Annotated in this window: 15 protein-coding genes; 6 read left to right on the top strand and 9 right to left on the bottom strand. The window is 54.3% G+C overall.

Annotated features, from left to right (window positions below; translation table 11 throughout):
* Positions 1–15 precede the first annotated feature (15 nt).
* Positions 16–336, top strand: a complete 321-nt coding sequence (gene trxA / locus MWU55_RS02960; RefSeq protein WP_246934212.1) for a thioredoxin — start codon at positions 16–18, stop codon at positions 334–336.
* A 70-nt stretch (positions 337–406) separates the two neighbouring features.
* On the opposite strand, the gene MWU55_RS02955 is transcribed toward trxA, so the two are convergent.
* Positions 407–1,009 (bottom strand): L,D-transpeptidase, encoded by a 603-nt coding sequence (locus MWU55_RS02955; protein ID WP_246934211.1) that lies wholly within the window; start codon positions 1,007–1,009, stop codon positions 407–409.
* Positions 1,010–1,178: 169 nt separating this feature from the next.
* Here MWU55_RS02955 and MWU55_RS02950 point away from each other — a divergent pair, with 169 nt between their 5' ends.
* The gene (locus tag MWU55_RS02950) at positions 1,179–1,673 is read left to right on the top strand and encodes a CAP domain-containing protein (protein ID WP_246934210.1); all 495 of its coding nucleotides are present in this window, start codon (positions 1,179–1,181) and stop codon (positions 1,671–1,673) included.
* Between the two features lie 51 nt (positions 1,674–1,724).
* Here MWU55_RS02950 and MWU55_RS02945 read toward each other — a convergent pair whose 3' ends face one another.
* The 5 genes from MWU55_RS02945 to MWU55_RS02925 form a co-directional block, all read right to left on the bottom strand.
* Complete coding sequence (locus tag MWU55_RS02945) at positions 1,725–2,219, bottom strand: L,D-transpeptidase family protein (protein WP_246934209.1); 495 nt, start codon at positions 2,217–2,219, stop codon at positions 1,725–1,727.
* Positions 2,220–2,317: 98 nt separating this feature from the next.
* On the bottom strand, positions 2,318–3,541 hold the full coding sequence (locus tag MWU55_RS02940; protein ID WP_246934208.1) for a class I SAM-dependent RNA methyltransferase: 1,224 nt from the start codon (positions 3,539–3,541) through the stop codon (positions 2,318–2,320).
* Positions 3,538–4,683, bottom strand: a complete 1,146-nt coding sequence (locus MWU55_RS02935) for a CCA tRNA nucleotidyltransferase (RefSeq protein ID WP_246934207.1) — start codon at positions 4,681–4,683, stop codon at positions 3,538–3,540. The genes MWU55_RS02940 and MWU55_RS02935 overlap by 4 nt, the downstream gene beginning before the upstream one ends.
* Positions 4,680–5,285: a CoA pyrophosphatase gene (locus tag MWU55_RS02930; RefSeq protein WP_246934206.1), complete on the bottom strand. Its 606-nt coding sequence runs from the start codon at positions 5,283–5,285 to the stop codon at positions 4,680–4,682. The genes MWU55_RS02935 and MWU55_RS02930 overlap by 4 nt, the downstream gene beginning before the upstream one ends.
* On the bottom strand, positions 5,269–6,261 hold the full coding sequence (locus MWU55_RS02925) for an Hsp33 family molecular chaperone HslO (protein WP_246934205.1): 993 nt from the start codon (positions 6,259–6,261) through the stop codon (positions 5,269–5,271). The genes MWU55_RS02930 and MWU55_RS02925 overlap by 17 nt, the downstream gene beginning before the upstream one ends.
* 70 nt (positions 6,262–6,331) lie before the next feature.
* Between MWU55_RS02925 and MWU55_RS02920 the strand changes: the two genes are divergently transcribed.
* Positions 6,332–6,775, top strand: a complete 444-nt coding sequence (locus tag MWU55_RS02920; RefSeq protein ID WP_246934204.1) for an NUDIX hydrolase — start codon at positions 6,332–6,334, stop codon at positions 6,773–6,775.
* On the opposite strand, the gene MWU55_RS02915 is transcribed toward MWU55_RS02920, so the two are convergent.
* Entirely contained in the window at positions 6,757–8,004 is a 1,248-nt protein-coding gene (locus MWU55_RS02915) for a SpoIIE family protein phosphatase (protein ID WP_246934203.1), read from the bottom strand. The genes MWU55_RS02920 and MWU55_RS02915 overlap by 19 nt on opposite strands.
* Positions 8,005–8,209: 205 nt before the next feature.
* Here MWU55_RS02915 and MWU55_RS02910 point away from each other — a divergent pair, with 205 nt between their 5' ends.
* Positions 8,210–8,524 (top strand): Hpt domain-containing protein, encoded by a 315-nt coding sequence (locus MWU55_RS02910; protein ID WP_246934202.1) that lies wholly within the window; start codon positions 8,210–8,212, stop codon positions 8,522–8,524.
* A 4-nt stretch (positions 8,525–8,528) separates the two neighbouring features.
* Here MWU55_RS02910 and ilvA read toward each other — a convergent pair whose 3' ends face one another.
* On the bottom strand, positions 8,529–9,776 hold the full coding sequence (gene ilvA, locus MWU55_RS02905) for a threonine ammonia-lyase IlvA (RefSeq protein ID WP_246934201.1): 1,248 nt from the start codon (positions 9,774–9,776) through the stop codon (positions 8,529–8,531).
* Positions 9,777–10,055: 279 nt separating this feature from the next.
* Here ilvA and MWU55_RS02900 point away from each other — a divergent pair, with 279 nt between their 5' ends.
* Positions 10,056–11,303, top strand: coding sequence for an argininosuccinate synthase (locus MWU55_RS02900; protein ID WP_246934200.1), 1,248 nt, complete (start codon positions 10,056–10,058; stop codon positions 11,301–11,303).
* Positions 11,304–11,378: 75 nt separating this feature from the next.
* Entirely contained in the window at positions 11,379–11,666 is a 288-nt protein-coding gene (locus tag MWU55_RS02895) for an SCP2 sterol-binding domain-containing protein (protein WP_246934199.1), read from the top strand.
* A 7-nt stretch (positions 11,667–11,673) separates the two neighbouring features.
* On the opposite strand, the gene MWU55_RS02890 is transcribed toward MWU55_RS02895, so the two are convergent.
* Positions 11,674–12,546, bottom strand: coding sequence for a ribokinase (locus MWU55_RS02890; protein WP_246934198.1), 873 nt, complete (start codon positions 12,544–12,546; stop codon positions 11,674–11,676).
* Positions 12,547–12,683 lie beyond the last annotated feature (137 nt).

Below are 12,683 nucleotides of genomic sequence, written 5' to 3'. Positions count from 1 at the left end.
TTCAGGAGAGTTACCATGGCAACCGTTGCTGTCACCGATGCCACCTTTGACGAAGAAGTCCGTAACGCGGATGTACCCGTTATTGTAGATTTCTGGGCCGAATGGTGTGGCCCTTGCAAACAGATCGGCCCGGCATTGGAAGAGCTGTCGACCGAATACGAAGGCAAGGTCAAAATCGTTAAGGTAAACGTTGACGAAAACCCGAACTCGCCTGCGCAAATGGGTGTTCGCGGAATTCCGGCGCTTTTCATGTTCAAAGACGGTCAGGTGATTTCGAACAAAGTTGGCGCAGCTCCGAAAGCAGCCCTGCAAAGCTGGATCGACGAAAGCGTCTGATCCCGCGTAGTAGCCAAAAAGAAAAGCCCCGCTTGATGCGGGGCTTTTTTTGTTTCTGATTTGATCGAACTCAGATCAACAGGACCTGCGCGCCATTGCCGACCAGTCCGTAAAGCTCTTTGATGTGCTCGTTATACAGACCGATACAGCCATTCGACGATTGGCGGCCGATTTTACGCGTGTCGTGAGTTCCGTGGATCCGATAGTACTTCCACCCCAGATACAGCGCGTGAGTGCCCAACGGGTTGTCAGGACCCGGACCCACAAAGGCAGGCCATTCCGGATTGCGCTTGCGCATCGCGGGGGTAGGGGCCCAAGAAGGACCTTCCACTTTGCGGATCACACTTGTCCGGCCACGACGCGTCAGGTCTTCGCTTAGCGGGACCGAGGTCGGATACAGGCGATAGATCGACTGATCTTCCGACCAGAAGTGCAAGCAACGCGAGCTTATATCGACCAAGATCACGCCGCCACGGGTGTTGCTGAAATAGGGCTGCCAGTTCAATGTCCGGAAGCTTGAGATATTGCGTTTGACCACTTCGGTCAGATCGCGTTCAACTTCGGTCGAGTTGTTGAACTGCGCGATGGCAGGTGTCGCAACTCCGCCCGCTACGGCAGCGGCACCGCTAAGAAATGCGCGGCGACCAATCTTTGATCCTGTCTTGTCACTCATTTTAGAACTCCAAACAAAATAACACTATTCAACGCTTCTATATTGCGCGTTCGCATCAGTCGCAATTCAAACCAGCGTGAATTCGCATAGATCACACACGCGTTGTTTGAATTCATGACATTCTCTCTATAGAGAAGCATGTAAACAAGTTTTTATTGGTGAGATACAAATGCGCGCGATTTTGTTGGCATTAGCCGCAGCAACCACACTAGCCGCTTGTGAATCCGGCACAACCACAACTGGAAACGGTGTAAGGGTCTATCGGATTTCCGCGGCGAAGACATCGACGATCCAATATCGGATGCTGGATTCGGTGAATGAACTGCGCGCGGCTGCCGGCGCTGGTCCGATGCAGTTGAACAGCAAGCTGAACGCAGCGGCAGCAACCCACGCCAAAGACATGTCGGTTCAAAACCGCCCATGGCATTTCGGATCAGATGGATCATCGCCCCTAGATCGCGCCCGCCGCGTCGGGTTTACCGGCACTTATTTGGGTGAGACAATTTCGGAAACTTTCGAAAGCGAACTTCAGACCCTGTCGGCTTGGATGGCAGATCCGAACACACGTCGGATCATCATGGACCCACGCGGCCGCAACATGGGCTTCTCGTGGCATCAGGAACGCAACGGTAAAATCTGGTGGGTGCTTGAAGTCGGCACCTAATCCGACAGACGAATTTAGACAAAAGCCCGCCTATTCCAGGCGGGCTTTTTCTTATGGGTTGATGTCAATCACAGTGCCCAAACGCACCATGGTAAAGACTTCAATCATTTCATCATTGTCGACCGAGATACAGCCAGCCGTCCAGTCAGGTCCTTTTGGGTCCTGCGGGCGGCGTTCGCCATGTATGAAGATTTCGCCCCCCGGCTTCTTGCCGTTGGCTTTGGCATACTCCACATCCGCCCGATTGGGATACGAGACCCCGATCGACAGATAGAACGAGCTTTTCGGATTGCGGCGATCGATGACATAGCGCCCTTCAGGCGTCTTACCATCCCCTTCAAACTGTTTATGCCCATTGGGGGCAAAACCCAGTTCAATATTGTAGCTTTTCAGAATTTCGGTCCCATGAAGAAGGTACATCTTCCGGGCACCCTTGTTCACAACGATACGCGTGACCTCGGGTCCATCATATTGATGACGCTTTGGCCCGCATGAGGCGGTGAATAAAAGGGCAAGCACTGCTGCGATTGCGACGACGGTTCTCATTTTTCATCCGTACTTTTTTGTTTGGCCACATGGTAACGCGTCTGAATGACAACTCAAACCTATTCGCATCTGGTCGCGCAATTGCTGCAGGTTCTGGCTTATCTGCGACGGAAATACGCCACTTGTTCCGTATGAGTTGACCAGCGGAACTGGTCCACAACTTGCACCCAGTCCATTTCAAATCCCGCATCAAGCAAAATCTTGGCATCGCGTGCGAAGCTGACAGCGCTGCAGGACACCATAGCCACAACAGGCAGGTTCGACGCCGCAATTTGTGCAATCTGTGCTTCAGCACCCGCACGCGGCGGATCGATCACGGCAGCATCGAAGCGGTTCAGGTCTTCGGCGTAAAGCGGGTTTCGAAACAGATCACGGGTCTCGGTCGTGATCTCGTGCAGGCCTGTTGCATGGCGCCAACCAGCATCCAGGGCTTTCAACATGTTGCCAACACCTTCAACCGCATGGACTGATGCCTTTTCGGCAAGCGGCAAAGAGAACGTTCCACACCCTGCAAACAGATCGACAATCTGGTCGGCATCCCCCACAGCTTCACGCACAGCAGACAACAATGTGGTCTCGCCTTCGCGCGTTGCTTGCAGGAAAGCGCCAGGGGGCGGGGTTACATTTGCGGGGCCAAATGATTGCGCAGGCGGGGTTTCCATCGCGATGACCTCGCCATCCCATGACAGCCGGGCAAACCCAAACCGGTGAACGGCCTGTCCCAGCGAAGCTTCAAGCGAACGGTCCAGCGGCTTGCCGCCCGTAACCGAAACATCCAGACCAGCATCTGAAACTGTTGCGTTGATCGACAGCTCACCCTTGCGCGACCCGCCCAAGCCGGTCAGCTCGCCCAAGGCAGGCAGTGCCTCAAGGATTTTCGGGTCGATCAGCTGACAGTTGGATATATCGGTAATCGTGCCAGAACGACGTCCATGAAACCCGACAATCGGCGTCTTCTTTCCGCGTCGCGCGGACAACACAGCCCGCCGCCTTGAGTTCGCTGGAGAGGTGTGAATTGGCCGAAAACTAGTCTCTATTCCATGGGAAATCAGCGCATTTTTGACAATATCCGCTTTCCAATTCGCGACAAATTCGTCCGAGGCATGCATCAAAGAGCACCCGCCACAGGCATTGTAATGCGGGCAGGCAGGTTTGACCCGGTCCACAGACGGCGTGACGATTTTGGGCGCTTCAATCCGGTCGCCTGTCACATCGCCACGCACAACCTCGCCCGGCAAAGTTCGGGCGGCATATACTGGCCCATCAGCAATACCGTCACCCAGATGCCCCAGACGTGTGATCTGATGGGTTACGTCGCTCATTTCAAAAGATCCTCGCGGGTTAGGGAAAAGCCCGATGCGATCCAACGTGCTTCCAGCTTGCGCAGCTGTGACCCCAATTCAGGCCCGGAAAACTCGGGCATCAAGTCAGCAGGTTTGATCGGGAATGACGCCACAGCTCCGGCCGCAATATCCTGTTCAAACCCGTCGGGCAGGGGAGTTTCAAACATCGCAGCACGTAACAGCGCGATATTCAGCGCGGCATCAGCCCCCAGCTTATACGCAAGCTCGCCTATTCCCGCCGTCGACCCAATTCCATCGCGCAAATCTTCAAGGTGCTTTGCGTGCTTCTTGGACAGACGCAACGCCTTGGCCACATCCTGTCCACCAAGCAAACTCAATCGTCGGATTGGATCTGCTGGGTAACCTTGCTCAAGATGCACAAGAACTGCGAGCTTTGACACGTCTGCACCGGGAAGAACCCTTGCCAACACTCCGGATTGCGCCATTGACGCCATAGACGGGGCGGGGTCTGGGGCTGACAGGATCTTAAGCATCTCAGAACCGACCCGTTCTTTAGAAAGAGACTCTAATCCATCCAAATTCGCTGAAATTGCGGCCAATCCATCAACGTCAATTCCCGCCGTTTCATCGCCATACCAAGCGTGAAACCTGAAGAAACGCAGCGTGCGCAAGTAATCTTCGCGGATCCGTTCGCCCGCATCGTCGATGAACCGAACGCGCCTTGTGTGAATATCGGGAAGCCCGCCCAAGGGATCGATAATCTGACCCGAAGCGTCCGCATAAAGTGCGTTCATTGTGAAGTCCCGACGCCGCGCGTCATCTTCGATCTTGTCCGAGAACGCGACGACCGCGCGACGACCGTCTGTCTGCACATCCTTTCGAAACGTCGTGATTTCGTACGGGATGTGATTGATGACAATCGTCACAGTGCCATGGTCAATTCCAGTGGGTAGGGCGCGAAAACCTGCCGCTTCAGCCAGTTCCATAACCCGCGCAGGAAGAGCATTTGTGCTCATATCCAGATCAGTAATCTCGACCCCTAAAAGATCATTCCGTACGCAGCCGCCTACAAAATAGACCTGATATCCCGCATCAGTCAGTAGGCCACAAACTTTTTGAGCCCCGGAATCCGTGATCCAGTCGCCTTGAATGCGCGTCATGATACCAGCCTTTCAGCCAAACCGCGCAGCATTCGCGCCGTTGCGCCCCAGATATAGTAGGGGCCATGTGGAACAGTCTCATACCACCGCATTTGTCCCTGCCAATATCGACCTTGCTGACTGAAATTCGCCAACTTAGTCACGTGATCGAAGGGAACCCGAAAGGCTTCATCTACTTCGCCCGGCTCGACGATAGGCGTAAAGCTTTCCGTCACCAATCCCAGAACGGGCGTAACGGTGAACCCCGTCACGGTCTCATGCGCGGGCAGCTGTCCAAGAACTTCGACATTGCTTGGGGGCAATCCAATTTCTTCATGCGCTTCGCGAAGGGCGGTTGCGGTAATATCAGTGTCTAACTCGTCGCGTTTTCCACCCGGAAAGGCAATCTGGCCCGGATGATGCTTTAACGCGGAAGAGCGTTTGGTCAGCACCAGTTCCAGTCCGGTTTGTGTCTCGATAAAGGGCATCAACACACCAGCCGGGCGCAGTTTTCGCCCGGCAAGGGGTTTCACGTCGGGCGACAAGTCAAAATCCGAACTTCCCATCCCGGGAAGGGACAGGGCAGCCCGAAGGCGCGCGATTTGATCAGGCGCTGTCGCCATTCGCATCCTTGCCCACTGTTGCGGGATCGAGATCGTAATGCGCCCCGCAGAACTGACAATCCGCGGTCACGCGGCCTTCGTCATTGGTCATATGGCCGATATCACGGTCCGAGTAGATCGACAGGCTTTCGCGAACACGGTCTTCCGAACAGGGACACCCGAAATTGACGGGCTGCGGATCAAAGACACGCGGCGCTTCTTCGTGGAACAGGCGCACCAAAAGCTCAGTTGGTTGCACCGACGGACCAACAAGTTCCAGCTCTTCCACCGAATCCAACAGGATGTTGGCACGGCTCCAGTTTTCGCTGTCTTCATCGGTCAGAAGATCGCCGGGCGCCAGCAATCCGCCTTCGCCCGATCCGCCTTCACCCGTCACATGCGGCGAGGATTTCGGCATATGTTGCAGCATCACGCCGCCCGCGCGCCAGCCTTCTTGCCCGCCGGCCCAGACCGATTTGCCAAAGGTCAGGTGAAAGCGCGTTGGAAGCTGTTCGGACTGAGCAAAATAGGCCTGTGCGCAATCGGACAAGGAATTGCCCGCAAGCGGCGTCATACCCTTATAGGGTTGCTGGCCTTCCTTCTGCTGGATCAGGATCGCGAAGATGCCTTTGCCGATTTGCGGAAAGCTGGGTCCGGTTGGGTCCAGACGTTCCTCGTCATAACTGGCATAGGCGCGGATTTCGGCGGGTTCTCCTGCCACCTTCGGCGCATAATAATCGGTGGCGATCAATCGTGCCGGGCCGTCACCGCGAATTTGCAGGGACAGCTTCCAACTTTGCTTGATCGTCTGCCCAATCATGGCGGTCAGCATAGCAGCTTCGGCCACCAGCGCTTCGATCGCAGGGGGGTAGTTATGTTGGGACAGGATCGTGTCCAGCGCTCCGTCAAGGCGCAGAAGGCGCCCGCGGATGTCGCTGTTGTCCAGTTGGAATGGCAGAATGGTGTCATCCCATGCGATTTGAGATCCAAGAGTCATTGGGGTTTCCTATCGGCGTTCAGCTTGGCATACCGCGTCTATATGGTGGCAGCAACCGAATGGAAAAGGGATGATCCGAAGATTTGGAGCCCCAAAGCAAAGAAATCGGCAATACACACCGCGTCCGGGCGCTTACGCGATACTTGCCTTGGGTCGTGACGTGCTGATCACCCATCAAGGTGGTCCGTTTGATGAATACCAACTGCCCGGTGGTGGAATTGATTCAGGTGAAAGCCCGATCGCGGCACTGCATCGCGAGGTGATGGAGGAAACCGGTTGGTCAATCCAAAGTCCAAGGCGACTGGGGGCGTATCGGAGATTCACCTATATGCCCGAGTACGATTTATGGGCCGAGAAAGTCTGCCATATCTTTTTGGCCACTCCTGTCAGACGGATCAGCGATCCGCTTGAGGCAGATCACACAGCGGTTTGGAGCAACGTCATTACCGCAACCAGAGTTCTTCACAGCGAGGGTGATCGCCACTTCCTTCGCAGCTATGTGCGTGATTTATAGGTCAGCATCACACAGGAAAGATCGTCACCGAACTCTTCGCCACCAGCAAACCGGTCCAGATCCCAGACCATGGCATCGAACATCATGTCATTCGTCAGACCACTGTTTTTCTCAAGAATTTCTCCAAACCCTTGTTCTTCAATCTGATTTCCACTTGTATCTTCGCATTCTGTGAAGCCGTCCGAATAGAAGATCAGCCGCTCTCCGGGTTGAAGCGTCATGATTTGACGCTCAAATTCAGCCGCCGAGATCAGCCCGATGGGCATACCACCTTGCCCAACAAACTGAGCCTGGCCAGACCTGTTAAGAACCACCGCATTGGGGTGGCCGCATTGTGTGAACTCCACCTTGCCTGCGGTCATATCCAGATACCCAAACAGCATCGTGAAATAATGTTCCGACAACATGTCCTTGGTCAAAAGCGTGTTTAACTGCGCCGCCACGATCTCGGGTGGTTGTCGTTTGTGGTTGCCGTCCTCGTTTTCAATCAATGCAATGTTGTGCGTGGGTGACCCTTCGGAAAGATACGATGCCAATCGAGCCGTCAGAAGCGCAGACGCGATACCATGCCCCGACACGTCAATTGAATAGAATGCGATATGGTCTTCCCCGGCATCGAAGAAACCAACCAGATCACCCCCAACATGCCCGCAGGGTTTCAATAGAAGCGATACCTCGGCCCGGCCCCAATCACGGAAAGACTCCCGCACCAAAGACTGCTGCATCTTCCGCGCTTCGACCAAATCACGGTCCACCGAATCATAGAGCGTCTTCAGCTCTGTCAGAGCCGATGAAACAAGACGGTTGGTTTCTTGCAGCTCACGCTCCATCGACAGGATGCGCCCGCCAGCAGCAATCCGCGCCCGAAGCTCATCGGGGTTGAAGGGCTTGGCCAGAAAATCGTCAGCGCCCACATCCAGACCGCGTGCAACTGCGCCTTTGTCAGTTTTCGATGTAAGCAGAATAAAATAGACGTATCGCGAAGACTTGTGTGCACGGATTGCTTTGCACAGCTCCAACCCATCCATGCCCGGCATCATCCAGTCACTCAGGACCAAATCGAATTCTTGTGATGCGAAAAGCTTCAACGCCTCGAGTCCCGAATCCGCTTCTTCAACCTCATAACCTTGTCGGGACAATGATTTCGACATGAGACTTCGCTGGGCGCGGCTGTCATCAACAACCAAAATGCGCTGCACAGAATCCGTCCGAACAGATTCGCCCAGCATGGAATCTCTGTCGAGAGACCCAGTATTGTATGATTCTGCTACACTCAAAATTGCTCCAAAACGCTATATGCAAATAACATCTTGGCCCAGCCTTAGAGCAATCGATTTAACAGCCCTTTAAAGCTAAATTTTTCATAGATGTGTATTTATAACAGTATGTTAACTGGCTTCAGTCATGATCCTGCGAACTGTGTAGGAGAGGGCAATGATCAATTGGAATCGTGTGAACGAATTAAAGGATGAAATCGGCGAAGAAGACTTTGGTGAAATTGCCGAAATCTTTCTTGAGGAGGTCGAAGAAGTTATTGAACGCCTTAAAGCCAGCCCCGACCCAAAGCTCTACGAACAGGACATGCATTTCCTGAAGGGATCGGCGTTAAACTTGGGGTTTCGTGACCTGTCCGACATATGCGGGCAAAACGAACAGGCCGCTGCGCAGGGTCAGGTCAGTTCCATTCAGCTCGGGCCGGTTTTCGATGCCTATTCCCAATCAAAATCCGAATTTCTGGCCAAGTGCTGAGGCCTCAAACCACGAATTCCGCAATGGTCTCATCATCGGTGATGTCCGAGAACGCGAACCCACGTTCTTCCAGGCGCCGTTCTAGAATTTCAAAGTTCTCAGGCTTGCTGGTCTCAATTCCCAAAAGTACTGAGCCAAAGTTCCTTGCGCTTTTCTTCATATATTCAAAGCGGGCAATGTTGTCGTCTGGTCCCAGGATCTGAAGAAAGTCTTTCAACGCACCGGGACGTTGAGGAAGCCGGAGAAGGAAGTACTTCTTCAAACCCGCAAAGCGCTGCGCGCGCTCTTTGACGTCAGGCAAGCGTTCGAAATCAAAATTTCCGCCCGAAGTAACGCAGATAACCGTTTTGCCTTTGATCTGATCCTGAACATCTTTCAACGCATCGATGGAAAGGGCACCCGCAGGTTCCAACACAACGCCTTCCACATTCAACATGTCGAGTATGGTCAGACAAATGCGATCTTCGGGAACGCCAAGCACATGTTCTGGATCAACGGACTTCAAGACATCAAAGGTCAGCGCACCAATCCGCGCAACGGCCGCACCGTCAACAAAGTTGTCGACCATATCAAGCGCAACAGGTTCACCTTTATCCAACGCGGCCTTAAGGCTCGCGCCGCCCGCTGGTTCGACATATCGAATCTCGGTCCCCGGCGCAGTCTCTCTGAGATATGTTGTGATCCCAGCAGACAGACCTCCGCCACCGACGGGCAGGATCACCATGTCAGGTGAGCGTCCAAGCTGCGACACGATCTCGGCGGCAACGCTTGCCTGACCTTCGATCACGTCCAGATCATCAAACGGGGAGAGGAAATGTCCGCCTTCGGCTGCGCAATACTCCTGCGCCGCTTTCAGCGTGTCGTCGAAATAGTCCCCAACCAAGCGGATTTCGATACTATCGCCGCCAAAAATGCGGGTTTTCTCGATCTTCTGTTGAGGCGTCGTGACGGGCATGAAGATCACACCGCGCACACCAAAATGTCGGCTGGTATAGGCAACCCCCTGCGCGTGATTGCCAGCTGAGGCACAAACAAACAAATCACGCGACGGATCCGCAGCAAGCGCCTTGCCCATCGCATTAAGCGCACCCCGGATCTTGTAACTGCGTACGGGGCTAAGATCCTCGCGCTTCAACCAAATATCAGCCCCGTACTGAGCCGAAAGATGATCGTTGCGTTGAAGCGGTGTCGCGGGAAACAGTGCCCGCATCTGCTGTTCGGCCACACGGGCCCGTTTCAGAAAATCGCTCATGGTGTGAACCTGCGCTTAGGTTGGCTTGGTTACGTGCATTTGGCAGACCATTCCCGACATTTGGCGAAATGACAATGACGTTGGGGCACAAATCTGTGTCTGCGCAGTCAAGCCGGGCTATGGCCGCGAAACGCACCTTTGATCAGGCATGCGACAACAATGCCGCTTGTGACATGTGGAATCCTGCCAAGCAAAGCTTGCCCCGCCTTTAAATAAAGGATAATCGCCCCGTAAGCTCGCCGTATCTTCATCGTGCGATACTCTGTGAAAGGGAATTTGATGATTTCGTCCAACACCGCGCCGCAGTCTGCGCCAAAGAAAGTTGTTCTGGCTTATTCGGGTGGTCTTGATACCTCGATCATCCTGAAATGGCTGCAGACCGAATATGGTTGTGAAGTGATCACCTTCACCGCTGACCTTGGTCAGGGGGAAGAGCTTGAGCCCGCGCGCAAGAAGGCCGAGATGTTGGGCATCAAACCAGAGAACATCCACATTGAAGACCTGCGCGAAGAATTTGTGCGTGATTATGTCTTCCCGATGTTCCGCGCCAATGCGCAATACGAAGGCCTTTATCTGCTGGGCACCTCGATCGCACGTCCGCTGATCTCAAAGCGCTTGGTTGAAATCGCAGCCGAACATGGTGCGGACGCGGTTAGCCATGGTGCAACCGGCAAAGGCAACGATCAGGTTCGTTTCGAACTGGCCGCCTATGCGCTGAACCCCGAGATCGTCGTGATCGCCCCATGGCGTGAATGGGATCTTGGCTCGCGCACCAAGCTGTTGGAGTTTGCCGAGCAGAACCAGATACCGATCGCCAAAGACAAGCGTGGCGAGGCTCCGTTCTCGGTCGACGCGAACCTTTTGCACACGTCGTCGGAAGGTAAGGTTCTGGAAGATCCGGCTGAGGATGCACCGGATTACGTCTATCAGCGCACCGTGCACCCCGAAGATGCACCGGACGCGCCTGAGTATATCGAGATCGAGTTTGAAAAGGGTGATCCCATTGGCATCAACGGCGAAAAGATGTCGCCCGCAACCATCCTGACCGAATTGAACGAATACGGTCGCAAGCACGGCATTGGCCGTCTTGATTTGGTCGAAGGTCGTTACGTCGGGATGAAATCGCGTGGGATCTATGAAACCCCCGGCGGCACCATCCTGCTGGACGCCCGTCGTGGCATCGAATCGATCACCATGGACCGTGGCGCAATGCATCTGAAAGACGAGCTGATGCCGAAATACGCCGAGCTGATCTATAACGGCTATTGGTTCTCGCCCGAGCGCGAGATGCTGCAAGCCGCCATTGACGCAAGCCAGGATCACGTGACCGGTACCGTCCGTATGAAACTGTACAAGGGTCTTGCTCGCGTGGTTGGCCGCTGGTCGGATCACTCGCTGTACTCGGAAGAGCACGTGACCTTTGAGGAAGACATGGGTGCTTATGACCAGACTGATGCGGCAGGCTTCATTCAGTTGAACGCCCTACGCCTGAAGCTGATCGCGATGCGCAACAAGCGCTTCAAGTAAATTCGCGCCACGTAACTGTGGACCGTTTTCAATCGCCCCCGTATCACGCGGGGGCGTTTTTACATGAGGACCGACATGCCCCTGACACCTATCGCTGAAAAGATCGAACGCGGCCTAACCAAAGTGCCGTTTGACGAAAGCCTAAAACTTGATTGCGGCGAAGATGGTGTGATTGTTCTGCAAGATGGTGTGCTGTCACGCGAAGATGCCGAAACGGACTGCACAATTTCAATGTCTCGTTCAAATCTTGAGAAGCTTATGAAGGGTGATTTGAACCCGATGGCGGCGTTCATGATGGGAAAGATCAAGGTTTCAGGCGAGGTTGCGATCGCCATGCGACTTGGACAGCTTCTTAAGGGCTGAACAGTCACTAACCTTGCAGAAAACGATCAACCTCATCCCGTTTGGGGATGGCATCTGCCGTCCCGAAACGGGTGACTTTTAAGGCCGAGGCCGCAGCACCAAAACGCATGGCATCTTCCGGCATCATTCCCTGATCCAGTCCGGCTGCAACATATCCAATGAAGCAATCGCCCGCACCCGTAGTATCCACTGGCGTGACGGGAAACGCAGGAACCTGAGCGGTTTCGACACCATTTTCGATCCAAACCGCGCCATCAGCACCTTTCGTGATCAGTACAACTGGCACCTCAAGATCAGCGAGCGCAACGCCCAGCGCTTCGGTAAGCTGCTGGGCTTCGATCTGGTTCAAAACCAACATATCTGTGACAGGGAGCATCTTCTTCGCAGCTTCAGCCGTGAACGGCGCGGCCGAGTAAATCACCCGCATTGCACGTGCACGCGCCAGTTTTGCGGCCTCGGTCGTCAGGTTCGTTTCGTTCTGCAATATCAGGGTATCACCCGCAGCCGCATCCTTCAGCGCATCTTCGATAAATGTCACTGTCATGGCAGTGTTCGCGCCGGAATAGAGAACAATCTGGTTCTCGCCTTCGGCATCCACCAAAATATTTGCGTGCCCTGTCGGGACATTCAGCGTGGCAACATGGTTAACGCCCACCCCGGCTTCTTTCAGCGTCTCAACACACCAAGAACCCTCCGGTCCAACTGCGCCAATGTGGCGAACATTTGAACCCGCGCGGGTCACAGCCACAGACTGGTTTGCACCTTTTCCACCAAGGCCGACTGAATGCTCCTGCGCTGAAAGCGTTTCGCCTGGCGCCGGCATGTGCGACACATGATAGAAGTTGTCGATGTTAATGGAACCGAAGTTGAAGATGGTCACGGGGCGTCTCCTTGTCAGCGCAGGTTAACGCGCTTGCGGCGTGGTGCAAGAGCGGCCTAGAGTAACGGGGAAGCGCCTTGTTTTATTCACCTTTTTGAATGAGACTTTGCTATTGTATTCCATTGTATACAGTTTAT

Origin of the sequence: Aliiroseovarius sp. F20344 (assembly GCF_023016155.1) — a bacterium.
Lineage (GTDB): Bacteria > Pseudomonadota > Alphaproteobacteria > Rhodobacterales > Rhodobacteraceae > Aliiroseovarius.
This window is presented reverse-complemented; position numbering and strand designations above follow the sequence as displayed.

Excerpts from the sequence above, each read along its gene's own strand:
- trxA (WP_246934212.1), top strand. The coding sequence starts at position 16 with ATGGCAACCGTTGCTGTCACCGATGCCACCTTTGACGAAGAAGTCCGT.
- MWU55_RS02955 (WP_246934211.1), bottom strand. The coding sequence starts at position 1,009 with ATGAGTGACAAGACAGGATCAAAGATTGGTCGCCGCGCATTTCTTAGC.
- MWU55_RS02950 (WP_246934210.1), top strand. The coding sequence starts at position 1,179 with ATGCGCGCGATTTTGTTGGCATTAGCCGCAGCAACCACACTAGCCGCT.
- MWU55_RS02945 (WP_246934209.1), bottom strand. The coding sequence starts at position 2,219 with ATGAGAACCGTCGTCGCAATCGCAGCAGTGCTTGCCCTTTTATTCACC.
- MWU55_RS02940 (WP_246934208.1), bottom strand. The coding sequence starts at position 3,541 with ATGAGCGACGTAACCCATCAGATCACACGTCTGGGGCATCTGGGTGAC.
- MWU55_RS02935 (WP_246934207.1), bottom strand. The coding sequence starts at position 4,683 with ATGACGCGCATTCAAGGCGACTGGATCACGGATTCCGGGGCTCAAAAA.
- MWU55_RS02930 (WP_246934206.1), bottom strand. The coding sequence starts at position 5,285 with ATGGCGACAGCGCCTGATCAAATCGCGCGCCTTCGGGCTGCCCTGTCC.
- MWU55_RS02925 (WP_246934205.1), bottom strand. The coding sequence starts at position 6,261 with ATGACTCTTGGATCTCAAATCGCATGGGATGACACCATTCTGCCATTC.
- MWU55_RS02920 (WP_246934204.1), top strand. The coding sequence starts at position 6,332 with ATGATCCGAAGATTTGGAGCCCCAAAGCAAAGAAATCGGCAATACACA.
- MWU55_RS02915 (WP_246934203.1), bottom strand. The coding sequence starts at position 8,004 with ATGCTGGGCGAATCTGTTCGGACGGATTCTGTGCAGCGCATTTTGGTT.
- MWU55_RS02910 (WP_246934202.1), top strand. The coding sequence starts at position 8,210 with ATGATCAATTGGAATCGTGTGAACGAATTAAAGGATGAAATCGGCGAA.
- ilvA (WP_246934201.1), bottom strand. The coding sequence starts at position 9,776 with ATGAGCGATTTTCTGAAACGGGCCCGTGTGGCCGAACAGCAGATGCGG.
- MWU55_RS02900 (WP_246934200.1), top strand. The coding sequence starts at position 10,056 with ATGATTTCGTCCAACACCGCGCCGCAGTCTGCGCCAAAGAAAGTTGTT.
- MWU55_RS02895 (WP_246934199.1), top strand. The coding sequence starts at position 11,379 with ATGCCCCTGACACCTATCGCTGAAAAGATCGAACGCGGCCTAACCAAA.